The organism is Pseudobutyrivibrio xylanivorans DSM 14809 (assembly GCF_900141825.1).
In the GTDB taxonomy this organism is placed as follows: Bacteria; Bacillota; Clostridia; order Lachnospirales; family Lachnospiraceae; genus Pseudobutyrivibrio; species Pseudobutyrivibrio xylanivorans.
In genome coordinates, this window is sequence record NZ_FQYQ01000002.1 from 100,830 (window position 1) to 125,948 (window position 25,119).

Here is a 25,119-nt window from a genome sequence, read left to right on the forward strand (position 1 = left end):
CATGGATATTAAAAACGAACTTAACCTTAGAGCGGAATCGGCTGAGGATGTAGTTATCAGATTCTTACCAGACGTTGAAGGAATGCAGAGCTCTATTTTCGATGCTATGCAGTACAGCGTCACGGCTGGAGGTAAGAGGCTCCGCCCAATTCTTATGAACGAGACCTTCCAGTTATTTGGTGGTGAAGGAGATGTGATTGAGCCATTTATGGCAGCCATTGAGCTTATTCATACATATTCACTTGTTCATGATGATTTACCAGCCATGGATAACGATATGCTTCGTCGTGGAAAGCCTACCACTCACGCAGTTTATGGTGAGGCAATGGGGGTGCTTGCTGGCGATGCACTTCTCAACTATGCATTTGAGACAGCATTAAATGCTTACGATGCAGATGTGGATACCGTCAGAGTCACAGAAGCTATGAGACTTCTTGCCAGAAAGGCCGGAGTTTTCGGTATGATTGGCGGACAGGTGGTAGATGTAGAATCTGAAAAAAAGCAGCTTGAAATGACAAAAGAAAAGCTGGATTTTATATACGAACTAAAGACAGGAGCGCTTATTGAGGCTTCCATGATGATTGGAGCAGTGCTTGCTGGGGCTACAGAAAAACAGGTTGAGATTGTTGAAAATGTAGCCAAGAAAATCGGCCTTGCTTTCCAGATTCAGGATGACATCCTGGATGTAGAAGGCGATGAGGCTACTCTCGGAAAGCCAATTGGCTCAGACGAGAGAAACGAAAAATGTACATTTGTTACATTTGCAGGTATTGAAAAATCCAAGGAAGAGGTAAAACGTCTCACAGATGAAGCACTTGAAGAGCTTAATAGTCTTCCACAGAAGAACGAATTCTTAAATGAGCTTCTTAACTATTTAGTTTACAGAGACAAATAAAAATATATGGTTCTTGATAAAATAAAGCAGCCAAATGATGTAAAAAACTTAACAGAGGAAGAGCTTCAGGCTCTGCCACAGGAAATCAGAACATTTTTGATTGAGCATCTTTCCAAGACTGGTGGACATCTTGCATCTAATCTTGGTACAGTAGAGCTTACAATCGCTTTGCATTTGCTTCTAGATTTCCCTCAGGACAAGTTGATCTGGGATGTTGGACATCAGGCGTATACACATAAAATTCTTACAGGTCGAGCAAGTGAGTTTGAACATCTTCGTCAGTACGGTGGATTGAGTGGTTTCCCTAAGAGAGAGGAGAGCGAATGTGACAGCTTTGATACTGGTCACAGCTCTACATCACTTTCTGCAGCTCTTGGTTATTGTATTGCCAGAGACTTGGCAGACGAGCATTATAAAGTGGCAGCAGTTATCGGTGATGGAGCTCTTACAGGTGGTCTTGCTTACGAGGCTCTCAATAATGCATCACGCCTTCAGAAATCTAATTTGCTCATTATTCTTAACGATAATGAAATGTCGATTTCCAAAAATGTAGGTGGTATGTCGGTTAATCTTGAAAGATTACGTACAAGCTCAAAGTATGTTGGACTAAAAAACGATGTTCTTTCATCACTTGAGTCATGGCCTAATGGCGAGAATATTATCCGCAAGATTCGCAGTACTAAAAATGGAATTAAGCAATTAATGGTTCCTAATATGGTATTTGAGGATCTTGGTGTTATGTACCTGGGTCCTGTCGATGGACATAATATAAAAGCTATGCTTGAAACATTCAAGATGGCAGTTCGTATTAACGGACCAGTTCTTGTTCATGTCATTACTAAGAAAGGTAATGGCTACGAGCCGGCTGAGCGTCATCCTTCACGTTTCCATGGCACCGATATTTTTGAGATTGAGACTGGTCTTCCTAAGAGAAGTAATAATCCTGGTTACACAGATGTATTCTCTACTGTAATGCGTAAAATGGGAGACAGAAATCCTGAGGTAGTTGCTATAACAGCAGCTATGGCCGAGGGTGCTGGTCTCAAGCGTTTCAGAAATATGTTCCCAGAAAAGTTTTTCGACGTGGGAATCGCAGAAGAACATGCAGTTACATTTGCAGCTGGTCTTGCACTAGGTGGAAGGACTCCAGTATTTGCAGTTTATTCATCCTTCCTTCAGAGGGCCTATGACCAGATTCTCGAGGATGTATGTCTTCAGAATCTTCATGTTGTATTTGCAATTGACAGAGCTGGCCTTGTTGGCTCAGATGGAAGCACACATCAGGGTGTATTTGATGTATCATTCCTTACATCAATGCCTAATATGACAGTGATGGCTCCTAAGAATAAATGGGAGCTTTCAGATATGATGAAATTTGCAGTATCTAATCATGATGGTCCAATTGCCATCAGATACCCAAGAGGAGAAGCATACTGCGGATTGAAGGAGCAGCGAGCTCCAATTCAGCTTGGAAGAGCTGAAGAAATTAAGGATGGTTCTAAGGTTATGCTTCTTGCCTTTGGTTCAATGGTTAAGAAAGCAGAGGAAGTTGAGCAGTTGTTACAGTCTCATGGAATCGATGCTGGTATCTGCAATGCCCGCTTTGCGAAGCCATTCGATAAGGAATATCTTGAAGCAATCAAGGACCGATACGATTTGATTGTCACTATGGAAGAGAATGTTTACACTGGTGGCTTTGGTCAGCAGGTGCAGGCATACCTTAATGACATTGATTACAAAGGAAAGGTACTTAAGATTGCCATTCCAGATGAGTTCGTACAGCACGGCAGTGTCACACTTCTTTTTAAAGAACTTAGAATGGACGCTGAGTCAATTACAGAACGTATATTAGAAGTTTTATAGGAAATAAGAATGAAAGAAAGACTTGATATTGTTTTAGTAGATAGGGGCTTTGCTCCATCCCGCGAAAAGGCCAAGACCATGATTATGGAAGGCAATGTATTTGTCAAAGGCAATCGTGAGGATAAGGCAGGCACAAAAATAGATGTAGATGCTGATATAGAAATCCACGGCCAGCAGCTTAAATATGTTAGCCGAGGTGGTCTTAAGCTTGAAAAAGCTATGACTCATTTTGATATCACGTTAGATGGCAAAGTTTGCATGGACATTGGGGCTTCTACAGGAGGCTTCACTGATTGCATGCTTCAAAACGGCGCCAGCAAAGTATTTTCGGTGGATGTAGGCTATGGTCAGTTCGCATGGAAGCTTCGTCAGGATCCACGTGTAGTTTGCATGGAAAAGACTAACATCCGTTATGTCACATTAGAGGACATTGGTGAGAAATTAGATTTCGCATCTGTTGATGTTTCCTTTATTAGCCTTACAAAGGTTTTAGGCCCTGCAAAGGCACTTCTTAATGATGATGCTGAGATGGTTTGTCTAATCAAGCCACAGTTTGAGGCCGGTCGTGAGAAGGTTGGTAAGAAGGGCGTAGTCCGTGATCCAGCAGTCCATGAGGAAGTAATTAATAACATAATAGATTTTGTTAAAGAGATAGGTTTTTATGTGCTCCACTTGGAGTTCTCTCCAATAAAGGGGCCAGAAGGTAATATTGAATACTTAATTCATATTTCTAACTCAGAAAAAGAGGGGGATGCTATTGATGTTGCTGCCACTGTTGCAGCGGCTCATGGTAGCTTAGACAAATAATGAAAAACTTTTTAATTGTTGCAAGGTCTTTTAGCGATATACATGAGAAATATGTCAATGTAATTCGTGATTATATCAAGGCACATGGCGGAATGTGCATATTAGATTTGGATACATGTTCAGACAGCTCAGATGAACCAATAAGCGTAGCAGATGATGTCCAGTGCATTATTACTGTTGGTGGAGACGGAACGGTAGTTCGCGTTGCTCAGAATATTACAAATCGTAATGTTCCAATAGTTGGATTAAACTGTGGTCATCTCGGCTATCTTTGCGATATGACAGTAGATAACATAGAACATTGCCTTGATCAGCTCCTTAACGACAATTATAAGTTGGATACTCGAATGATGCTCGAGGGAGATTGTTCTAATGATTCTGGCAATCACTTCAGAGCACTTAATGATATTGTGGTTGCGCCTGTCGCGGCAGGTTTATATGTTTTGAATCTGACGGTAAAGGTTAATGGAATTCAGCTTTACAATCATAATTGCGATGGTCTTATTGTGGCCACACCTACAGGTTCTACAGCCTATAATCTGTCTGCAAACGGACCTATTGTAAGCCCACATGCAGATTGTTTAATACTTACACCAATAAATCCTCACACTCTTAATTCAAGAAGTATAATACTTGCTTCTTCAGATGAGGTTGAGGTAACCATAGAGGCTCGTCACGATGAGGATGATCCTCAGGCAAACATAGTTTATGATGGCACCCTCAGACAGACATTGAAAAAGGGGGAGAAGCTCAGAATTTACCAATCCGACACAACATCACATATGGTAATGCTTGAAAATGTTAATTTCTTGGAACGAATAAGAGCAAGAATGCAGGAGATCTAAATGAAGATTGAAAGACAGGCAAAGATTTTAGAGTTAATAGTAAAAAATGAAATCGGCACACAGGAGGAGCTTACAGCACGTCTCGAGGAGGCTGGCTTTAACGCAACTCAGGCTACAGTTTCTCGTGATATTCGAGAGATGAAGCTTACTAAGATTGCTGATGGTACAGGAAAGCTTCGTTATGTAGCATTTAAGGCTACAGAGGAAGATATGAATGAGAAATATATTCGCATTTTCCTAGATGGTTTTGTATCTATGGATAATGCTGGAAATATATTAGTTATTAAGACAGTTTCTGGTATGGCTATGGCTGTGGCAGCAGCGATGGATCATTTTGATTATCCAGAGGTTGTCGGTTCAATAGCTGGCGATGACACAATTATGTGTGCCATCCGTTCTTTGGATGACACAGTTTACATCATGGGGAAGCTTAAAAAGATTATTGAGCAGCATTAATTAGGAAAAGTGCATTCCTAAGGTTGGCGAAATGGGTTAAAAAGGAGAATAAGATGCTAGCTAGTTTGCACGTTAAAAATTTAGCCTTAATTGATGAGGAAGAAATCATATTTTCAAAGGGGCTAAACATTCTGTCAGGCGAGACTGGAGCAGGTAAATCTATTATATTGGGAGCACTTCACCTTAGCTTGGGTGATAAGGCATCTAAGGATTTTCTTAGAGACTCTGATTCTGAGGCCTTTGTTGAGGCAGTATATCTCGTTAATGATGAAAAAACTAAAGAGGCGCTTCGTGATTTAGGAGTGGAGCCATATGATGATGAGGTAATCATGAGCAGAAAGATTACCGAGTCTAGAAGTGTAGCCAAAATTAATGGCGAGCAGGTTCCTGCGGCGAAGATGAAGGAGGTTGGAGACATCCTTCTTGATATTTATGGTCAAAAGGAGCATCAGTCACTTCTTAACACTCATAAGCATATGGAATTCCTTGATGAGTTTGCAAAGAATCAGATTGGCGATTTAAAGATTAAGGTTGCAGAGAGCTACAAGAAATACCGGACACTTATGCAGGAGCTTGAAGATGCTAAAAAGAGCGATATTTCAAAGGAACGAGAGATTGTTCTTTTGGATCATGAGATTAATGAAATCGAATCTGCAAATCTCAAATCTGGCGAAGATGAGGAATTGGAAGATGAGTATAGACGTCTTTCTAATTATAGTAAGACGATGGAACATTTCCAACGCGCTCATGAGGCGATGGCAGGTGAAGGCGGCGCTTCGGATGCTCTTAGCTCAGCTATTTCAGATTTACGTCATATCGAATCAATAGATGAGAAGGCTGCAGATTTACTCGCTATGTTAAATGACGCTGACAGCATCATTTCAGATTTCAATCGTGAGCTTTCAAGCTATATGGCTGATACATCATTTGATGCAGGACACTTCAATGAGGTGGAGATTCGGCTTAACGAGATTAATCGCCTGAAAGATAAATATGGTCCTTCTATCGAGATAATTTTAGAGGAGTTAGCAGCTCGTCAGGAGAAGAAAGATAAGTTTGAAAGCTTTGATGAGTATTTATCTGAGCTTAAGAAGAAGGTGGATGATGCCACAGCAGAGCTTGATTCTTTATCAGGTAAGCTATCTGATATCCGTCATAAGGCTGCTAAGGAGCTTGCTGTGAAAATGCAGGCAGCCATGAGTGATTTGAACTTCCTTAATTGTGAGTTTGATATGGAGCTGAATCGCTTGGATCATTTCACAGATAATGGTATAGATGATGGACAGTTTGTAATCAGCACAAACCCTGGAGAGCCACTTCGTCCTTTGAAGGATATCGCATCTGGTGGTGAGATGAGCCGTATTATGCTGGCTATCAAGACAGTTTTGGCTTCAGATGGAGGAATAGACACACTTATCTTTGATGAGATTGATGCTGGTATTTCAGGTCGTACAGCTCAGGCTGTTTCAGAGAAGCTTTCTACTGTAGCTGCTAATCATCAGGTTATCTGTATCACACACCTTCCTCAGATTGCGGCAATGGCTGACACTCATTTTCTTATTGAGAAGAGTGTTGCAAATGGTCACACAATCTCTGGAATCAAGAAGCTTCTTGGAGATGAGACAATAGATGAGCTTGCAAGAATGCTTGGTGGTAGTGCTATTACTGAGGCAGTTATGACTAATGCCAAGGAAATGAAAGATATGGCAAAAAGTTACAAAGAAAGAGCTTGATTTATAAAATTTAGATGATATAATGAAGTCTGCATGGTCGCATGCAGACTTTTTTCGTTTTTTATTCCCATTTGATTTGTGTCATTTAGCGGAGGCTATATGACATACAAAAAAATTAATAAGAATATTGTCTTTAAGCTTATAAATAAAGACAAAAATGCAGAGTTTTTAGAGACAGTTCCTTATAAGGAATATTTGGATTTTGCAGTGGTGTTTTATATTGTACAGACCAATGATGACGACACCTTGAAATGTATGGTTATTACCAATGAGTTGATGGCATCCTGGGGTATAGAAGTAGATGCACTCATGAACTTATCTCTAGAGAACACTCCAAGATTACTAGGATTGAAGATTCGTGGAATATTAAGTACTATAGCATCTTATACAGATAGTGAAGAACTTCAGTCTGTAGCTGAGGAAGAGGATAACGACTTGCCACTATATGTTGCTACAAATAATATAGCAATGCATGGAGCTGCAGTACTTCTTTACAGAGATTTGCTCAAGGCTTTTGCTGCTCGTAAGAAGTCGGATGTTTATATTATTCCATGCTCAGTGCATGAACTTATAATGATTCCATCGGTAGAGTGCCCAAACGTAGACCCTCAAGAGTTGAAGAATTTAATTTATCACGTTAATCGTAACGAATTGAAGGAAGATGAATTCCTCTCAGATAATCTCTACTTTTATAGTGTCGTCGATGACGAGGTGACTATCGTACAGTAAACGTTGCTGAAAAACAAAAAAGCTGGTAGCTATCAATCTCTTAGAATTACTCAAGGAGAGCTTTCTTCAGCTCGAGGGAGTAATTACTAAGGATTGAGAGCGTAACCAGTGTAATATTTAGTAAGCCTTAAGTTTTTTCCAAAGTGTGGTTGTGTAATCAAGGGTGTCTTTGTCGTAGGCTTCGTAAAGCTTGCATCGAGAGAGTGTTTCCTTAGTTGGGAATACAGTCTCATCAGCTAAGGTTTCTTCATCCTCATGCTGAGCAACCTTTGTATTTGGCGTAGCATACCAAACATATTCAAAGTTTTCTGTGGCAGCTTCTTCCTCACACATAAAGTCAATCCATTTCATGGCTGCATCATAGTGCTTGCAGGTGCGAGGCACAAACCATGAATCTATCCAAAGGTTTCCACCTTCATTAGGAACTATGTAATCTAAATCTTCATTGTATTCCATACCCATGGCGGCCTCGCCAGAGTAGCATACTGCCATGGCGGCATCCTCGGAAATCATGCATTCATAGGTCTCGTCCTGGAGGTAGGCATAGACATATTTCTTTTCATCACAGAGAAGATTAAAAGTATCATCAAGCTCCTTTTTATCAGTGGTATTAATGTCGTAGCCTAATTTCTTTTGTGCAACCATAAATGCATCACGCTGAGAGTTAATCATTACGGTGCGATTTTTATACTCTGGATTCCAAAGACAATCCCAAGATGAAACAGTATCTTCGTCTACCATTTTGGTGTTATAAAGTATACCAACTGTACCATAAAAATATGGAACAGTATATTTGTGCGTAGGATCGAAGGCTGCTGATGCGTCAATGATATCTTGGTCAATGTTTGCGTAGTTTGGAAGAGAGTTGTAATCGATAGGAATAAGCTCACCTTCCTGTCGCATAGTCTCAATCATGTAGTCTGATGTACAAATAACATCATAATTGATAGAGCCGGCTTTATATTTGGCGTACATATCTTCAACTGATTCATACTCCTCATATTTAACCTTAATTCCAGTTTCCTTCTGGAATCTTTTCAGAACATCAGCCTCGATGTACTTTCCATAATTTAAAACAACAAGTGTGTCTGTGGCTTCTGCATCAGAACCACAGCCTGTAAAGCTGAGAACTGGGGTAGCACACAAAACAAAAATACTAAGAAGGCTAATAAATCTATTTTTCATTATTTAACAGCCTCCTTTCTAACGTTCTTTTTAAAGTTCATTACTAGCAGAAGAATAAATGCAAGTAAGAACAGGATAGTAGACAGGGCATAAAGCTCTGGCTGGATTCCTTTTCTAAGCTGTGTGTAAAGCATTGTAGAAAGAGTGTTAACACCGGCACCCTTTGTAAAATAGGTGATAGTGAAATCGTCAAGTGACATGGTGAGTGCCATCAAAAATCCTGATAAAACACCAGGGAAAATCTCTGGCCATACTACCTTGTAAAATGCATAAGATGGTGTAGCACCTAAATCCATGGCTGCTTCAAAGCAAGCCTCTGAAAGTGACTGTAATCTAGGAAGTACATTAAAGATTACATATGGTACCGAGAATGCAATATGTGCAAGTACCACTGAAAACTCTCCAAGAGGAGTGAATCTGGTAAAAAGAAGCATCAGTGAGATACCAGTAACGATATCAGCATTTAAAAGTGGAATATTTGTTGCACCAAGCATTATAGCAGCGTGTCTTTTTTTCATGTAGTGAATGCCGATGGCTGCTGAAGTACCAAGCACTGTGGCCAGGATTGAAGACGTAAGTGTAATCCTGATTGTAGTGCCAAGTGCTCCCATAATATTGTCGTTTGAGGTGAGGTTCATATACCACTTCAAAGTGAATCCGCCCCATACGGTACGTGACATTGAGTCATTAAAAGATAAAACAATAAGCACTAAAATTGGCGCATATAAAAATAAAAATACAAGTCCGAGATAGAAGTAGGATGTACCTTTTTTAATCTTTGTCATACAAGCATACCTCCATTCTCAGAATCATCAATTCTGTTCATGATAGACATAGAAAGAAGTACGAAAATCATGAGGATGATTGAAAGGCCAGAACCTAAATTCCAGTTTCTGGCAAGTGTGAATTCCTGCTCGATTACGTTACCAATAAGCAGAACCTTTCCTCCACCTAAAAGGTTGGAAACAACGAATGAAGAAAGGGCGGGTACGAATACCATAATGATTCCTGAGATGATGCCATCCTTGGAAAGTGGAACAGTAATCTTAATGAAAGTAGTCCACCAGTTGGCTCCAAGATCGGCGGCAGCCTCTACTACAGAATCACTTACCTTTGATAATGCGTTGTAAATAGGCAGAATCATGTAAGGCAGGAAATCGTAAACCATACCAAGTGTAACAGCAGCCTTAGTGTATAAAATATGGACTGTTGGAAGACCAATAGCTGAAAGGATGCTGTTTAAGATTCCGTTGTTTGAAAGGATAATCTGCCATGCCAAAATACGAAGCATGAAGTTCATCCACATTGGAAGGATAAAAAGGAATACTACGAATCCTTTGTTTGTGATTTTCAGGTTGTGCAAAATAAGCGCAACAGGATAAGCAATAATCAGGCAGATTATTGTTGTGACAAAAGCAACCTCGATGGAAAGCCAAAGTGACTTCAAATGAACTGCATCGGTGATTGCAAGTAAGTTTGCAAGGGTGAAGCCTCCTGCATCATTTGTCAGGGCATATCCCAAGATGTAAAACAGTGGAAGAATAGTGCAAATCAATACCCAGACTGCATAAGGTGCTGCAAGGAAGCTTGTTCTAAAGCGATTAATCATCTTCCTTCATTACCTCCTCATCCTCTGACTCAGGCTTGTTCATAATCTGGATGTTAAATGGAATTACATTTAAAGAAACGTGCTGGCCAACCTCGAAGTATTTGGTAGTGTGAACCAGCCACTCGTATTCACCACACTGAACATCAAGCTCGTAGTGAACACCCTTGAAGAGGCAGTCTGTGATGACGCCATCCATAAATCCTTTTCCAGGAGCGTCAAGCTCTACATCCTCAGGTCGGATAACAACGTCGACAGGCTTCATGGTACCAAAACCACGGTCAACACAAGGAACCTGAACACCAAGAAATGAAACAAGCTCATCCTTAATCATGATTCCTTCTATGATGTTGCTCTCGCCAATGAAATCGGCAACGAAAGCATTTTCAGGTTCATTATAAATATCCTCTGGAGAACCAATCTGCTGAATGTATCCCTGGTTCATAACAACGATAGTGTCAGACATAGTGAGGGCTTCTTCCTGATCGTGTGTAACATAAAGGAAGGTAATGCCAAGCTCCTGCTTAATCTTCATAAGCTCGTACTGCATGTTCTGACGAAGCTTTAAGTCAAGCGCACCAAGTGGCTCATCTAAAAGAAGAACCTTTGGCTCGTTAACGATGGCACGGGCAATAGCGATACGCTGCTGCTGACCACCTGAAAGTGAATCGATAGAACGCTTCTCGAAGCCATCAAGATTAACAAGTTTCAAAGCGTATTTGATTTTGTCGTTAATGTATTCCTTTGATTTCTTCTGGATATTAAGACCAAATGCGATATTCTCCTCGATTGTCATGTGAGGGAAGAGAGCATACTTCTGGAATACGGTATTGATAGGACGAAGGTTTGCTGGAAGCATAGTGATATCATTTCCATTAAGATAGATACGTCCTGAATCAGGCTTTTCAAATCCACCTAAAAGGCGAAGAGTGGTAGTTTTACCACAGCCTGATGGTCCAAGAAGAGTCACGAATGTGTTCTCTTTAATGTATAAGTCAAGCTCATCTAAAACAAGCTGTTTATCGTAGCTTTTTGAAACGTGATCGAATTGAATAAATTCCAATTTTTAATCCTCCTTATCTATATGAAAAAAGCTCCGAATCAGACTCGAACTGACGACCCCCTCATTACGAGTGAGGTGCTCTACCAACTGAGCTATCGGAGCATATTTCGGGATTTTCCAAGTTTACGAAGGAAAATCGTGAACATGACCTGTGCTTGCCGAAGGTAATTTCCAATGCACAGGTAACCTTTATTTTGCGACATTAAGTCTAATATAATTACCCTAAAAAATCAATTAAATTGTTGAGAAAACCAAGCTATTTTATTATAATGACACTTGTAAAAAATTGATTATAAAGATTAGGAGAATAACATGGCTCAGAATACTAAAAAGACATTACCTACATCATTTCTTAAATCCTACATTAATAAGGATAATCTTCCATTGATAGCTCTAATATGGCTGGTAGTTTTTTCGGTAGTGGCCATTATCATATCTTGCGTATCATTTGATATTAATGTTGTTGTTGCCTGTGTAATGGTAGTTCTTGAGGCTGCCCTTGCTGCATGTCTTAATAGAATTCCTATCTGGATTCATGGTCTTGTGTTTATTGCACAGATTGTTATCGGTATCCTTGCTTCACAGGTTGGATTTATGGTACTTATGGCGTTTATCTATGTTTTCGCCATTGCATTTTTATTTATTTGGGCAAATAGATGATTAAGGTAAATTATCAAAAAGAATTAGATAAGTTAATAGCAGAATTTGAAAAAGAAGGCCGCGTGCCTTCTTTATTGCTACATAGCTGTTGTGGGCCATGTAGCAGTTATTGTATTGAGTACTTATCACAGTATTTCAATATAACTGTGTTCTATTACAATCCGAATATTTATCCGGATGAGGAATACTATCACAGGGTAAAGGAACAGCAGCGTTTTATCGAAGCTTTTCCTACTAAGCATCCTGTCAGCTTTATCGAAGGTGATTACGATAAAAATCGTTTTTACGAAATAGCAAAAGGACTGGAGCATGAACCAGAGAAGGGAGCACGTTGTCATAAATGCTACGAACTCCGTCTCAGACGGACAGCTGAAGTTGCATTAGAAAAAAGCTTTGACTTTTTCACAACAACGCTTACAATATCTCCAATGAAAGATTCTCAGGTTCTCAATGAAATCGGAATTCGTATAGGCGAAGAAGTGGGAGTGGCATGGCTTCCATCTGATTTTAAAAAGAAGGAGGGCTTTAAGAGGTCTACTCAGTTATCAGCGGAATATGATATGTACCGACAGGACTACTGTGGATGCGTTTATTCATATAATGAAAGACAGTTACAAAAAGAACAGAATTAAGAATTACGGAGGATTAGTTATGGCACAGTTGTGGGGAGGTAGATTCACAAAATCTACCGATCAGATGGTTTATGATTTCAATGCTTCTATCAGTTTTGATAAAAAGCTCTTTGCTCAGGATGTCCGCGGTAGCCGAGCACATGTTAAGATGCTTGCTTCTGTAGGAGTTATCACTGATGAAGAGCGTGATCAGATTTTAGATGGTCTTGACAGTATTGAAGCTGATGTTAATTCAGGAGCACTGGAAATTACTTCTGAGTACGAGGATGTCCACAGCTTTGTAGAGGCTAATCTTATTGATAGAATTGGAGACGCAGGAAAGAAGCTTCATACAGGTCGTAGCCGTAACGACCAGGTTGCTTTGGATATGCGCCTTTATACTCGTGATCAGGTTGATGCTACATCTCAGGCTCTTAAGCATCTGCTTGAGACTATTCTTGGTATTATGGAAGAGCATATAGATACAATTATGCCTGGCTTCACACATCTTCAGAAGGCTCAGCCTATCACTCTTGCTCATCATATGGGCGCTTATTTTGAAATGTTTAGAAGAGACGTACTTCGTCTTTCTGATATCAGAGAGCGTATGAATTATTGTCCACTTGGCTCAGGTGCCCTTGCAGGTACTACATATCCTCTTAACAGAGATATGACTGCAGAGCTCTTGGATTTTAATGGTCCTACACTTAATTCTATGGATGGTGTTTCTGACAGAGATTATCTTATCGAATTTTTATCAGCCCTTGCTACAATTCAAATGCATCTTTCCCGTTTTTCAGAGGAAGTAATCATCTGGAACAGCAATGAGTATCGTTTCGTAGAGATTGACGACGCTTACTCTACAGGCTCATCTATCATGCCTCAGAAGAAGAATCCAGATATCGCAGAGCTTGTTCGTGGTAAGACAGGCCGTGTTTACGGTGCACTTACATCACTTCTTACTACAATGAAGGGCATTCCTCTTGCTTACAATAAGGATATGCAGGAGGACAAGGAGATGGCATTCGACGCCATGGAGACAGTACAGAACTGTATCGTTCTCTTTGATGGCATGCTTGCAACAATGACTTTCAATAAAGAGGTCATGGCAGAATCTGCAAAGAAGGGGTTCACAAATGCCACTGATGCTGCCGATTATTTAGTTAATAGAGGTGTGCCTTTCAGAGATGCACACGGTATCATCGGACAGCTTGTTCTTTACTGCATAGACAAAGATAAGTCCATCGATGAGCTTTCATTAGAGGAATTAAAGGCTATTTCTCCAGTTTTTGAAGAAGATATTTACGATTCAATTTCCATGGAAACCTGTGTAAATAAGCGACTTACAACAGGTGCGCCTGGACATGAGGCAATGACCTTTGAAATTAAGGCTTGCAAGGAGTTCCTTAATAGTTTATAATGCCATGTAATGACTGCGGCGGACAAATGTCCGCGACAGAAAAACAAATTTAAGGAGAGTGTTTGAAATGAGCGAGAAATTAAGAGTCGGAATTCTTGGTGGAACTGGTATGGTTGGTCAGAGATTTATTTCTCTATTAGAAAACCATCCTTGGTTTGAGGTTACTACAATTGCTGCCAGCCCAAGAAGTGCCGGTCAGAGATACGAGGATGCAGTAGGCGGAAGATGGAAAATGACTACTCCAATGCCAGAAGCAGTGAAGGACATCATCGTAAAGAACGTTAATGAGGTTGAGGAAGTAGCTTCAGAGGTTGATTTTGTATTTTCAGCTGTTGATATGTCTAAGGACGAAATCAAGGCCATTGAAGAAGCTTATGCAAAGACAGAAACTCCAGTAGTTTCAAACAACTCAGCACATAGATGGACTCCAGACGTTCCTATGGTAGTACCTGAAATCAATCCACAGCACATGGAAGTTATCGAGTTCCAGAAGAAGAGACTTGGTACTACACGTGGCTTCGTTGCAGTTAAGCCAAACTGCTCAATCCAGTCATATGCACCAGTTCTTACAGCTTGGAAGGAATTCGAGCCATACGAGGTAGTAGCTACAACATACCAGGCTATCTCAGGTGCAGGTAAGACATTTAAGGATTGGCCAGAGATGGAAGGAAACATCATCCCATTTATCTCAGGTGAGGAAGAGAAGTCAGAGAAGGAGCCACTTAGAATCTGGGGACACATTGAGGATGGCGTAATCGTTCCAGCTGATGATGTAAAGATTACATGTCAGTGTATCCGTGTACCTGTTCTTAATGGACATACAGCTGCAGTTTTCGTTAAGTTTAAAAAGAACCCTACAAAGCAGCAGCTTATTGATGCAATCAACAATTTCTCAGGTGTTCCACAGGAACTTAAGCTTCCTAGTGCACCAAAGCAGTTCATCCGCTATATGGAAGAGGACAATCGCCCTCAGGTAGCTCTTGATGTTGATTATGAGAACGGTATGGGCGTTTCAGTAGGACGTATCCGTGAGGATAGCATCTATGATTGGAAGTTCGTTGGACTTTCACACAACACAGTTCGTGGTGCTGCAGGCGGTGCTGTACTTTGTGCAGAGCTTCTTAAGGCACAGGGCTATATTACAAAAAAATAAGGAAATTAGCGGTTTTTGTTGACATTTATTTAACAGCTAATTCACAAGTTATTACCCCTTCTTATGCTAATATAAGAAGGGGTATTTTTGACTGCGGTTTAAGAGGTTTTTATGGGGACAATTAAAAGCAAATATGTAGCTAACAAAAATTTAACAATAATTAGTTCGACTATATGGGCTTTTTTTACTCTTATTTGTGTGCTTTCTATTGTTTTTCATTCCCATCCTGTGTACAAATTGGGGTATATATATATAATAATTTTTCTTTTTCCTTTTTTGCTTATTGCAGGCTTATATGGATATCTTATAAGCATGTTTTCTTTTATAGTATGTTTTCTTGTTTCCTTGATTTTTAATAGTGAACAAGCATATTCTATGGCCGTTTTCCTAATAGCTATGTTTGGTTATTCTCTTTTTTCTCAATATTTTTGGTTTAAAAGTGCTGTCAAATCTGTTTTAGCGGTACTGATAACATCCACTATGACAACAATTATAGCAATACTCTGTTTTCCGGTTGTAATTAGAGATGATTTATCAGATCCATTTTGGATGGTTATTTTAGGCTATTTTTGTGGAACCTTTATATTAGTATCTACTGCAACTCTTATATTAGCTATTTATTTAAATTTTGGATCAGATACTTCTAAAACTCTTTTTCCATTAGCTTATGGATATACAAAGGAGTATCAAAGAAATGAGTTTTATCATAGATACAACAGAAAAACAAAAGTAAGTATTAAAATAACAACAATTATTATTGCAGTTGAGTTAGTATTGAGCATATCAGTAGCCTTCTTTATACCGATTTTATTTCCGGATTTGAAGGCAATGATGATTGATACCATTGATGTCCAAAACAAAAGTGAAACTATAGATAATATAAATGGTGATGTTTACTCATATATATCAGATGCCAATTACAAAATGAATGATATGGCTATCATATTTGATATAAAGATGAGCCTTTTGATGATGTGTGTTGGTGTTCCTCTGGCAGCCATTGCAAATTACTATACAAAGACATCTATAGGTGGACCATTGGGGCTTATGTCTGACTTTATGCATTCTTTTGTTCTTACCAAGGATGAGGACAAGCTGAAGGTCATAAGACAGATTAGCAATATGGAAATAAAAACAGGCGATGAGATAGAGGTGTTGTCGGATTATGCAAAGTCTACACTTCTGGAAATGGCCGATTATATTGAAAGATATGAGAAACAGCAAAAGCTGGAGACAGAGCTTGAAATTACAAAACAGGCTAGTGAAGCTAAATCAAGCTTCCTATCAAATATGTCCCATGAAATACGTACTCCTATTAATGCTATCATCGGTATGAATGAGATGATTATCAGGGAATGTACTGATGAACAGATACTGGAGTATGCCAATAATGCCAAATCAGCTGGAAACTCGCTTCTTTCTCTTGTAAATGATATTTTGGACTTTTCAAAAATTGAGGCTGGCAAAATGGAGATTTTACCAGTTCAGTACGATCTTGCTTCCATGGTAAATGATTTGGTAAATCTTATTGCGGCAAGAGCGGAAGAAAAGGGCCTTGATTTAGAAATAAATGTAGATAGTTCTATACCTTCACTTCTCATTGGAGATGAAATTAGACTAAAGCAGGTTGTTACAAATCTGCTTACTAATGCTGTCAAATATACAGAAAAAGGAATTGTAGCTTTAAGCGTTTCTTATGAAAAGAGTGATGAGAACAATATAATTCTTCATTTCGAGGTAAGTGATACAGGTATAGGTATTAAAGAAAGTGATATAGCAAAGCTTTATTCCCCATTCGAGCGAATTGAAGAGATTAGAAATAGAACAATCGAAGGCACTGGCCTTGGTATGAGTATTGTTCGTAAGCTTTTAGCTTTGATGGATACAAAGCTTATTGTTGAAAGTGAGTACGGTAAAGGTTCATCCTTTAGATTTTTCGTTAAACAGGAGGTTGTTTCCTGGAATGAAATCGGTGATTTCAAAGACAAATACAAGGAATTTATTAATTCAGCAGAAAAATATCATCAGAGATTCCAGGCACCTACTGCCAATATTCTTGTGGTAGATGATACTGAAATGAACCTTACTGTTATAAAGAGTCTTTTAAAGAAGACCCTTGTAAATGTAGATACAGCTATTAGTGGATTTGAAACCTTAGATAAGGTTAAAGAAAAGAAATACGATATCATCTTCCTGGATCATCGAATGCCGGAAATGGATGGTATCGAAACCTTTGAAAAGATGAAGGTTTTAAATGGAAATATTAATAAGGCAACACCTGTAATTGCCCTTACCGCAAATGCTGTATCAGGTGCAAAGCAGGAGTATCAGAATATAGGCTTTAATGACTATCTGGCAAAACCTGTTAACTCCGTAGAGCTGGAAAAGATGATGGAGTTCTATTTACCTCCAGAAAAGATAGAATCCGTAGCTATCGACAATGGTTTTGAAAAGTATTCTGATGGAAAATTAGATATTCCGGAAGGAAGCTTCCTTGCTAACCTTAAAGAAATTGATTTGAAGGAAGCTATCAATAATTGCGGTGGGGCAGAGGTGCTTGAAAATGTTGTTAAAGACTTCCTTGTTTCTCTGGATAATAAAGCGGATGCTATTGGAAAATATTTGAATGATGGTGATTTAAGAAATTATACAGTTTATGTCCATGCCCTAAAGAGCTCGGCAAGATTAATCGGAGCTATGGAGCTTTCAAAGATGGCTGCAGATTTAGAGGCAGAAGGAAATGAAGGTAATTTTATCGCTCTTCATGAAAGGACACCTGCTTTACTTGAAAAATACAGAAGCTATAAAGAACATTTAAAGGCTGCTATGGAAGATGAGAATAATACAGACAAACCACTGATTCCAGAGGATGATTTGAAGCGAGCATTTAAGGATATTAAAGAATTGGCTGAAGCATATAATTATGACGCTATAGATTATATTCTTTCAATGCTTGGAGAATACAGTATTCCTGAGGATTATAAGGATACCTATAATAAAATCAAACAATTAACAGTTGCGGTAGATAGAGATAGAATTTTAGAGTTGTTGTAACTATTGTTTTCTTAAGAGGATTTGACTATGGAAAAGAGACTTGTTCTGGTTGGTGATTCAAAAAGCTTTATGGTTTCATCAATTGCAAAGGAGCTGACAGACAATGGCTTTGATGTCATTAAGGCATCCTATAACGTGGATGCTTTGAGTCAGATAGCCAATCGTCCTTCGGTATTTCTTGTTTATATCGATGACTTTGGAGAAATAAAGGATTTGTTTGTTTATTTGAAGGACAGCACCCTAGAAGGAGACATATCACTGTCTGTTATTGGTTCCCAAAATGATATAGACAGTGTTAAGAATCTTATGCCAAATACTCCTCTTGCTGCATCTTTCTTACGTCCAATTAACGTAAAAGATATGGCGGTGGCCATGGAAAAAGTATTACAGGCTGAGGATGAGCGTCTTCAAAATAAGAAAATTCTTGTTGTTGATGATGACGGAACCATGCTTAGAACCATTAAGAGCTGGTTGGAAGGATACTATCAGGTGTTTATGGTTAATTCTGGAATGGCAGCCATTACATTTTTGGCAAAGAATAAAGTCGATTTGATTTTGCTGGATTATGAAATGCCAGTAACACCAGGACCACAGGTTCTAGAGATGCTTAGGTCAGATCCTGCTACATCACATATTCCAGTTATGTTCCTTACTAATAAAAGTGACAGGGAATCTGTTATAGCAGCAGTTGATTTAAAGCCAGAAAAGTACTTATTAAAGACAATGAAACCTATGGAAGTCCTTAAGTCCATTAATGAATTCTTTGAGAAGGAGAAGGCAAAGAGTTATTAAAAATCTACAAATTATTAAATTTGAATAAAATTCTTTTTTGGTGTAGTCTGCTAAAGTGAAATGTGTTATTATAGTAGCCGTACTAATATATTGAAGAAAATTGCTAGGGAGAATTGTTATGGTTACTAGAACAAACGAACTCAAGAAGTTAGATGCTATTTACCAAAGTAATACTAATAATCTGGTTCTTATGTATGGTAGAACCGGTAGCGCGAAGGAAGCCCTTTTGGATTCCTTTACAACAGGCAAGTCTTATTTCTATTACAGAAGCAGACAGTGTTCAGACGCTAAACAGCTTTTCTATTTAGATAAGCAGATGCGCGAAACATATAATTTTCTCAAGGCAAGCCAAAGCTTCGAGGAGAGTTTTAAGAACTTCCGCTCAAAGGATGGTTCAAAGCTCGTTGTCATTATTGATGAGGCTCAGTTTGCCATTAGGAAAAATACAGAATTGTTCTATTCACTTTGTTCTCTTAAGAACCGTAAGCTTTACCCTGGTAAGGTTATGATAATTGTTGTCAGTTCATCTATCGTATGGGCAGAGAACACTTTCCCAGAGGTAGTAGGTTCTCTCAAGTCATCAGTGGATGAGACTATTAAGCTTGAAAATCTTTCATTCCTTGATGTGGTTAGAGCATTTCCAAGCTATTCAGTAGCACAGTGTGTCAGCACCTACGGTATTATTGGTGGTGTGGCTGACTATGTGGAAAGATGGGATGGCCGCAAGAATATCAAGGCAAATGTCTGCGAGCATATCCTTAGCCCTACAGGTTTCCTGTATAAGGAGGCAGAAGGATATATTTCGTCGGAGCTTCGCGAACTTTCATGCTATAACACAATCCTTGGTTCCATAGCCAGTGGAAATGAAAAACTTAATGATTTATTCGAAGATACAGGATATTCCCGTGCAAAGATTTCTGTTTACATGAAGAATCTTGCTGCTTTTGATGTGGTAGATAAGGTTGTTTCATTTGAGACAGGTGGCTGGGACAACACTAAAAAGGGTGTTTACAGAATAGTAGATCCATACATTAATTTCTGGTTTACATTTGTTTATCCACATTTGTCAGAGCTGATTTCCCGCACACCAGAGTCTTTCTACAACGAGTTCATCTATCCTTATCTTGATAGATATTTACAGACATACTTCATCGATGTATGTCGTGAGTACTTACATCTGCTCAATGTTGTAGACCAGCTTCCAATTAAGCTTGTAAAGATTGGTACATGGGTAGGTAAAGAGGGCAATATCGATGTTATCGGTCAGAGCTCAAATCGCGAGAATGTTGTTGGTATTTGTAACTGGGCTGAAAAGCAGATGAGCTATAAGAGATACGAGGAATTGCTTGAGTCTATGAAGAAGGCCCGCATCACAGCAAACACCATTTATCTCTTCTCAGCTACAAAGTTTGATGATAAGCTCATAGAACTTTCTAAGGAAAATAAATCTGTAGTTCTGGTAGACATGACAGAGCTATAATTGATATAATTAATAGGAATTTTACAGGTAGAAGCCTTTGCAAATCTGATTTGCAGAGGCTTCGATTTTGTTGAATCTAGAAATAATTTTTAGGGAGTTATGTTTTGGGAAAAAAGCTTATCATCACAGAGAAACCATCAGTTGCCAGAGATTTTGCCAGAGTGCTTAAGGTCAGCGGTAATAATAATGGTTATATTGAAAATGGTGAGTATGTCGTTAGCTGGTGCTATGGACATTTAGTCCAGATGGTTTATCCAGAGGAATACGACATTAAATATAAAAAATGGAATCTTGAGGATTTGCCTTTTCTTCCTCAGGATTATAAATATGGCGTTGTTGAATCTGCAAAAGAGCAGTACAAGGTAGTTAATTCCCTTTTACATAGAGAAGATATAGATACTGTTTATTGGGCAGGTGACTCGGGAAAAGAAGGACAGACTATTGAGGAAAATATCCGTAATTATGGTGGCGTTCGTGAAGGAATGACAGAGCTTCGTGTATGGATTGATTCTCAGACTGATGACGAAATCCTTAGAGGAATTCGCGAAGCAAAGCCTATGAGCGATTATGCAAGGCTTGGAGCTTCTGGAATTATGCGTACTATAGAGGATTATAGTCTTGGTATTAACTTTTCCAGAGCTCTTTCAGTTAAATATGGAAGATTAATAAATGATGCAGCTGCTACTTCAGGTTATTCAGCTATTGCTATTGGCCGCGTTATGACATGTGTTCTTGGCATGGTAGTAGAACGTGAGCGAGAAATCCGTAATTTCAATGAAGATTCATTCTTTAAGGTTATTGGAAAGTTTTCAGAAGGTGCTTTCCCAGCGGAGTGGAAGGCAGTAGATGGATCTAAATATTTCGAGTCACCATTGTTATACGGAGACAAAGGAAATGGCTTTAAAGAAAAGGAAAGTGCAGAGAAATTAATTGCAGAATTAACAAATCTTCCTGCTAAATTAGTAGATAAAGATACTGGTATTTCAAAGAAAAAAGCTCCTCTTTTATTTAACCTTGCGGAGCTTCAGTCTGAGTGTTCCAAGAGATTCAAGATTTCTCCTGCACAGACTCTTGATATTATTCAGGAATTATACGAAAAGAAATATACTACATATCCTAGAACTGATGCCAGAGTACTTACTACAGCTGTAGCAAAGGAAATCAGAAAGAATCTATATGGCCTTCAGAATTATGGCCCTACAGCAAATTTTGTTAAAGACATTATAGGTAATCAAAAGTTTGTTGGTATAGAAAAGACTTCATATACTGATGACAGCAAGGTTACTGATCACTACGCTATTATACCTACTGGTCAGTGTAATGGCATTGATAAACTATCTCCACTTAGCCAGAGAGTATATGATTTGATAGTACGTCGTTTCTTATCTATCTTTTATCCTCCTGCAGAGTACAAGAACGTAAAGGTTACTGTTCAGGTGGGAGATGAAAAGTTCTTTGCCGGAGCAAAGGTACTTGTTAAACCTGGCTATTTAGAAATTACAGGTATTCCAAAGGCGAAGGATTCCGCAGATAATGATGGAGAGGATTCTGAGGAAAGTGAAGACAGCTTTTCTAAGGAAGATTTCGTTAAATTTGTAGAATCTGCAAATATCGGAGATGAAGTTTCTGTCAATGGTTTTGATCTAAAAGAAGGCAAAACTTCACCACCTAAGAGATATACTTCGGGTTCACTTATTCTTGCAATGGAAAATGCAGGAAAGCTTATAGAGGATGAAGAACTTAGAGAGCAGATAAAGACTACAGGTATTGGTACTTCAGCTACAAGAGGTGAAATCCTCGAAAAATTAGTACGTATTGGATACCTTAATCAAAATAATAAGACCCAGGTCATTACACCAGAAAAGCTTGGTGAAATGATTTACGAGGTTGTTCTTCTTACAACACCATCACTTTTAAAGCCAGAGCAGACAGCAAACTGGGAAAAGGGATTGGAAGGAATTATAAATGGTTCTGTTGAATTTACAGATTATCGCAGTCAGCTGGAAGATTATATTCGAAATGAAACAAAGAATATGATTGATCAGGATTTGACACAGAACATTGCCATGAACATTAATCAGTTTACTGGCAAGGATTCTAAGGGAGTGGCTACTAGAAAGCCTCTTGGAATCAAGTGTCCTAAATGTGGAGGAGAACTTACAACTACATCCTTCGGATATGGCTGTACAAACTACTTTAATGATAATATAAAATGTAAATTTAATTTAGGACAGGTTGCTGGAGTTGATGTTCCAGAAGAACAATTTAAGAAATTAGTCACTGAAGGTAAGACAGATTTAATAGAAGGCTTTAAGAGTAAATCAGGTAAGCCTTTTAAATCAGTCCTTAAAATGGAAAAGAACGAAGATGGAGAATTTGTTACTTCATTTGATTTTTCTGAGACACCTACAGAATTCATAGAAGGCTTAAAATGCCCTGCCTGCGGTGGAAGAATTTTCCAGACGGCTTATGGTTTTGCCTGTGAGCATAGATTCCAGGAGGAAAATCAATGTTATTTCTCAATCGGAGAGGTTGCAGGAAGAAAGCTTACTGTAGATGAGTTCAGTGCTCTTATTAAAGAAGGGGTTACTCCTGTACTTAGTGGTTTTAAATCAAAGACTAATCAAAAATTTGATGCAAAGCTTAGAATTAAAACTAACGAAGAAGGGAAAAAGGTAATTTCCTTCGATTTTGATGGAATTGAAGCTACCAAGCTAGAAGGCTGCAAGTGTCCAGACTGTGGCGGAGATATTGCTGTAAAAATGTCAGGCTATGGCTGTGTAAACTACAGCTCTTCAGATGAAAATTCCTGCAAATTCTACATTGGAAAGACTATTGCAGGAAAGAATATTAGCCCACAGGTTGCTACACAGCTTTTGACAGAAGGCAAAACAGATACTTTACGAGGCTTTAAAGGAAAATCTGGAAAGAAATTTGATGCGGTACTAATTCTTAAAAAGAATGAAGAGTCTGGTAGGACTGAGGTTGTGTTTGACTTTGATAATGCTGAGCCTAATTTTGTTCCTGATATTGTTTGTCCTGATTGTGGAAGCAAAATAGTAAAGACTAATTTTGGATTTGCATGTGAAAAGTATTTTGATAAAGAGAACAAATGTGATTTTGTAATTGGTGAAATTGCATCTAAAAAGCTTACAGATGCTGATGTTAAGGAGTTGCTTTCAACAGGAAGTACAAAGACAGTCAGAGGATTTAAGGGAAAGTCTGGTAAAAAGTTTGATGCCTGCCTTGTTTTAAAGAAGAATGAAGAATCAGGAAAGCACGAAATCACCTTTGACTTTGACAACGTGGAGGCAAAAGAAATAAAGGATGTTGCCTGCCCAATCTGTGGTGGTAAGATTGTGGTTACTCCATTTGGATATGGATGCAGCAATTACAATAAAGACGACCCAGATAATTCCTGCAAATTTAATATTGGCCAGGTGGCTGGAGTGAAGCTTAAGGAAGCTCAGGTTAAAGAACTTCTTTCTAATGGTATAACAGATACCATATCAGGCTTTAAATCCAAAAAGGGCACTAAATTTGATGCGAAGCTTACCCTTTCAAAAGATGAAAACGGCAAGGTAACTGGAATAGGATTTGTGTTTGAAGATGAAACAAAGGAGATGCCAGGATTAGCATGTCCTAAATGCGGTGGTCCAATTATAAAAAATCATTTTGGATATAAATGTAAGAATAATATTCAGGGAAACGTGGACAGCTGCAGCTTCTTTGTAGGTAAGGTAGCAGGTGTAGATATTCCAGAAGATCAGTTTACAAAATTAATCAAGGAAAAACGTACTGATGTTATTACTGGATTTTTGAGCAAAAAAGGTTTATTCTTTGATGCGAGATTAAAACTTAATGATGAGTTTAGAACAGAGTTTGATTTTGAGAACTTTAATGGTCAAAACTAATTAAGATAGGAGTTTACAATGGAACAAGCTAAAATTAAATCTATGTATAATTTAAATGAAACTATTGCTGCAGACTTATTCGAGGACAAGGATTATCCTTGGGAGGTTCTTCCAGAGATTTCTGATTTCATTAAGAAGTTAGGACCTACTCTTGATCCAGAGAAGTTTGAACAGCGTGGAGAGGATATCTGGGTTGCAAAGTCTGCAAAGGTTTTTGATTCAGCATATCTTAATGGACCACTTATTATTGATGAGGATGCTGAGGTTCGTCAGTGTGCTTTTGTTAGAGGTTCAGCAATTGTTGGTAAGAACTGCGTAGTAGGAAATTCTACAGAGCTTAAGAATGTTGTTCTTTTCAATAATGTTCAGGTTCCTCACTACAATTACGTAGGTGATTCAATATTAGGCTACAAATCTCACATGGGAGCTGGCTCTATTACTTCAAATGTTAAGTCTGATAAGACATTAGTTGTAGTAAAGGCTCGTGATGGAGAGCAGATTGAGACTGGTCTTAAGAAATTTGGAGCTATGCTTGGAGACAATGTAGAGGTTGGTTGCAATTCTGTACTTAACCCTGGCACAGTTGTTTGTCCTCGTTCTAATATTTATCCTCTTTCACCAGTTCGTGGAGTCATCGAATCTGACAGTATTTTTAAGTCACAGGATAATATTGTAAAAAAGAATTAAACTAAATCAATATTAATATATTAATACGCCTGCTCAGGTGATTGAATCCTTCCACTAATAAATTAGGAGAAGGATACCAATCTCTTGGACAGGCTTTTTTAATATTTAATAAACAAAATAAACATATTATTGTTATAAGATATTTATGTACTGTGTACTCTAGGTT

The 25,119-nt window shown here is 38.6% G+C and carries 20 protein-coding genes and 1 tRNA gene; 16 read left to right on the forward strand and 5 right to left on the reverse strand.

What is annotated here, in order from left to right; translation table 11 throughout:
- The first annotated feature begins 1 nt into the window (after position 1).
- The 7 genes from BUA88_RS02180 to BUA88_RS02210 all read left to right on the forward strand — a co-directional run bounded on the left by BUA88_RS02180 (position 2) and on the right by BUA88_RS02210 (position 7,328).
- A complete protein-coding gene (locus BUA88_RS02180; protein WP_072912074.1) occupies positions 2-895 on the forward strand; it encodes a polyprenyl synthetase family protein in 894 nt (297 codons plus the stop codon).
- A 6-nt stretch (positions 896-901) separates the two neighbouring features.
- Positions 902-2,758: a 1-deoxy-D-xylulose-5-phosphate synthase gene (gene dxs / locus BUA88_RS02185; RefSeq protein ID WP_072912078.1), complete on the forward strand. Its 1,857-nt coding sequence runs from the start codon at positions 902-904 to the stop codon at positions 2,756-2,758.
- A 9-nt stretch (positions 2,759-2,767) separates the two neighbouring features.
- Positions 2,768-3,565 (forward strand): TlyA family RNA methyltransferase, encoded by a 798-nt coding sequence (locus BUA88_RS02190; RefSeq protein WP_072912081.1) that lies wholly within the window; start codon positions 2,768-2,770, stop codon positions 3,563-3,565.
- Positions 3,565-4,410 (forward strand): NAD(+)/NADH kinase, encoded by an 846-nt coding sequence (locus BUA88_RS02195; RefSeq protein ID WP_072912084.1) that lies wholly within the window; start codon positions 3,565-3,567, stop codon positions 4,408-4,410. The genes BUA88_RS02190 and BUA88_RS02195 overlap by 1 nt, the downstream gene beginning before the upstream one ends.
- Positions 4,411-4,866: an arginine repressor gene (gene argR / locus BUA88_RS02200; RefSeq protein ID WP_072912088.1), complete on the forward strand. Its 456-nt coding sequence runs from the start codon at positions 4,411-4,413 to the stop codon at positions 4,864-4,866.
- 53 nt (positions 4,867-4,919) lie between these two features.
- The gene (gene recN, locus BUA88_RS02205) at positions 4,920-6,599 is read left to right on the forward strand and encodes a DNA repair protein RecN (protein WP_072912092.1); all 1,680 of its coding nucleotides are present in this window, start codon (positions 4,920-4,922) and stop codon (positions 6,597-6,599) included.
- Between the two features lie 99 nt (positions 6,600-6,698).
- A complete protein-coding gene (locus BUA88_RS02210) occupies positions 6,699-7,328 on the forward strand; it encodes a DUF5688 family protein (protein WP_072912097.1) in 630 nt (209 codons plus the stop codon).
- A gap of 117 nt (positions 7,329-7,445) precedes the next feature.
- Here BUA88_RS02210 and BUA88_RS02215 read toward each other — a convergent pair whose 3' ends face one another.
- From BUA88_RS02215 to BUA88_RS02235, 5 genes are all read right to left on the reverse strand, one after another.
- A complete protein-coding gene (locus tag BUA88_RS02215; protein WP_072912100.1) occupies positions 7,446-8,513 on the reverse strand; it encodes an ABC transporter substrate-binding protein in 1,068 nt (355 codons plus the stop codon).
- Positions 8,513-9,298, reverse strand: a complete 786-nt coding sequence (locus tag BUA88_RS02220) for an ABC transporter permease (RefSeq protein ID WP_072912103.1) — start codon at positions 9,296-9,298, stop codon at positions 8,513-8,515. The genes BUA88_RS02215 and BUA88_RS02220 overlap by 1 nt, the downstream gene beginning before the upstream one ends.
- Positions 9,295-10,122: an ABC transporter permease gene (locus BUA88_RS02225; protein ID WP_036952748.1), complete on the reverse strand. Its 828-nt coding sequence runs from the start codon at positions 10,120-10,122 to the stop codon at positions 9,295-9,297. Before BUA88_RS02225 ends, BUA88_RS02220 begins: the two co-directional genes overlap by 4 nt.
- Positions 10,115-11,182, reverse strand: a complete 1,068-nt coding sequence (locus BUA88_RS02230) for an ABC transporter ATP-binding protein (RefSeq protein ID WP_072912106.1) — start codon at positions 11,180-11,182, stop codon at positions 10,115-10,117. Before BUA88_RS02230 ends, BUA88_RS02225 begins: the two co-directional genes overlap by 8 nt.
- Before the next feature lie 29 nt (positions 11,183-11,211).
- Positions 11,212-11,284 (reverse strand) — tRNA-Thr (locus tag BUA88_RS02235).
- Between the two features lie 210 nt (positions 11,285-11,494).
- On the opposite strand from BUA88_RS02235, the gene BUA88_RS02240 reads away from it, so the two are divergent.
- The 9 genes from BUA88_RS02240 to BUA88_RS02280 all read left to right on the forward strand — a co-directional run bounded on the left by BUA88_RS02240 (position 11,495) and on the right by BUA88_RS02280 (position 24,953).
- A complete protein-coding gene (locus tag BUA88_RS02240) occupies positions 11,495-11,842 on the forward strand; it encodes a hypothetical protein (RefSeq protein WP_072912109.1) in 348 nt (115 codons plus the stop codon).
- On the forward strand, positions 11,839-12,474 hold the full coding sequence (locus BUA88_RS02245; protein ID WP_072912112.1) for an epoxyqueuosine reductase QueH: 636 nt from the start codon (positions 11,839-11,841) through the stop codon (positions 12,472-12,474). The genes BUA88_RS02240 and BUA88_RS02245 overlap by 4 nt, the downstream gene beginning before the upstream one ends.
- 19 nt (positions 12,475-12,493) lie before the next feature.
- On the forward strand, positions 12,494-13,873 hold the full coding sequence (argH, locus tag BUA88_RS02250; protein ID WP_072912116.1) for an argininosuccinate lyase: 1,380 nt from the start codon (positions 12,494-12,496) through the stop codon (positions 13,871-13,873).
- A 67-nt stretch (positions 13,874-13,940) separates the two neighbouring features.
- The gene (gene asd, locus BUA88_RS02255; protein WP_072912120.1) at positions 13,941-15,026 is read left to right on the forward strand and encodes an aspartate-semialdehyde dehydrogenase; all 1,086 of its coding nucleotides are present in this window, start codon (positions 13,941-13,943) and stop codon (positions 15,024-15,026) included.
- 480 nt (positions 15,027-15,506) lie between these two features.
- Positions 15,507-18,080, forward strand: a complete 2,574-nt coding sequence (locus tag BUA88_RS02260) for an ATP-binding protein (protein ID WP_072912607.1) — start codon at positions 15,507-15,509, stop codon at positions 18,078-18,080.
- Positions 18,081-18,107: 27 nt separating this feature from the next.
- Entirely contained in the window at positions 18,108-18,872 is a 765-nt protein-coding gene (locus tag BUA88_RS02265) for a response regulator (protein WP_072912123.1), read from the forward strand.
- A 118-nt stretch (positions 18,873-18,990) separates the two neighbouring features.
- On the forward strand, positions 18,991-20,352 hold the full coding sequence (locus BUA88_RS02270; protein ID WP_072912125.1) for an ATP-binding protein: 1,362 nt from the start codon (positions 18,991-18,993) through the stop codon (positions 20,350-20,352).
- A gap of 104 nt (positions 20,353-20,456) precedes the next feature.
- A complete protein-coding gene (locus BUA88_RS02275) occupies positions 20,457-24,266 on the forward strand; it encodes a DNA topoisomerase III (RefSeq protein WP_072912128.1) in 3,810 nt (1,269 codons plus the stop codon).
- Positions 24,267-24,284: 18 nt separating this feature from the next.
- A complete protein-coding gene (locus tag BUA88_RS02280) occupies positions 24,285-24,953 on the forward strand; it encodes an acyltransferase (protein WP_072912131.1) in 669 nt (222 codons plus the stop codon).
- Positions 24,954-25,119: the final 166 nt, after the last annotated feature.

Coding starts and splice junctions, on each gene's coding strand:
- BUA88_RS02180 (WP_072912074.1), top strand. CDS start 2: ATGGATATTAAAAACGAACTTAACCTTAGAGCGGAATCGGCTGAGGAT.
- dxs (WP_072912078.1), top strand. CDS start 902: ATGGTTCTTGATAAAATAAAGCAGCCAAATGATGTAAAAAACTTAACA.
- BUA88_RS02190 (WP_072912081.1), top strand. CDS start 2,768: ATGAAAGAAAGACTTGATATTGTTTTAGTAGATAGGGGCTTTGCTCCA.
- BUA88_RS02195 (WP_072912084.1), top strand. CDS start 3,565: ATGAAAAACTTTTTAATTGTTGCAAGGTCTTTTAGCGATATACATGAG.
- argR (WP_072912088.1), top strand. CDS start 4,411: ATGAAGATTGAAAGACAGGCAAAGATTTTAGAGTTAATAGTAAAAAAT.
- recN (WP_072912092.1), top strand. CDS start 4,920: ATGCTAGCTAGTTTGCACGTTAAAAATTTAGCCTTAATTGATGAGGAA.
- BUA88_RS02210 (WP_072912097.1), top strand. CDS start 6,699: ATGACATACAAAAAAATTAATAAGAATATTGTCTTTAAGCTTATAAAT.
- BUA88_RS02215 (WP_072912100.1), bottom strand. CDS start 8,513: ATGAAAAATAGATTTATTAGCCTTCTTAGTATTTTTGTTTTGTGTGCT.
- BUA88_RS02220 (WP_072912103.1), bottom strand. CDS start 9,298: ATGACAAAGATTAAAAAAGGTACATCCTACTTCTATCTCGGACTTGTA.
- BUA88_RS02225 (WP_036952748.1), bottom strand. CDS start 10,122: ATGATTAATCGCTTTAGAACAAGCTTCCTTGCAGCACCTTATGCAGTC.
- BUA88_RS02240 (WP_072912109.1), top strand. CDS start 11,495: ATGGCTCAGAATACTAAAAAGACATTACCTACATCATTTCTTAAATCC.
- BUA88_RS02245 (WP_072912112.1), top strand. CDS start 11,839: ATGATTAAGGTAAATTATCAAAAAGAATTAGATAAGTTAATAGCAGAA.
- argH (WP_072912116.1), top strand. CDS start 12,494: ATGGCACAGTTGTGGGGAGGTAGATTCACAAAATCTACCGATCAGATG.
- asd (WP_072912120.1), top strand. CDS start 13,941: ATGAGCGAGAAATTAAGAGTCGGAATTCTTGGTGGAACTGGTATGGTT.
- BUA88_RS02260 (WP_072912607.1), top strand. CDS start 15,507: ATGACAACAATTATAGCAATACTCTGTTTTCCGGTTGTAATTAGAGAT.
- BUA88_RS02265 (WP_072912123.1), top strand. CDS start 18,108: ATGGAAAAGAGACTTGTTCTGGTTGGTGATTCAAAAAGCTTTATGGTT.
- BUA88_RS02270 (WP_072912125.1), top strand. CDS start 18,991: ATGGTTACTAGAACAAACGAACTCAAGAAGTTAGATGCTATTTACCAA.
- BUA88_RS02280 (WP_072912131.1), top strand. CDS start 24,285: ATGGAACAAGCTAAAATTAAATCTATGTATAATTTAAATGAAACTATT.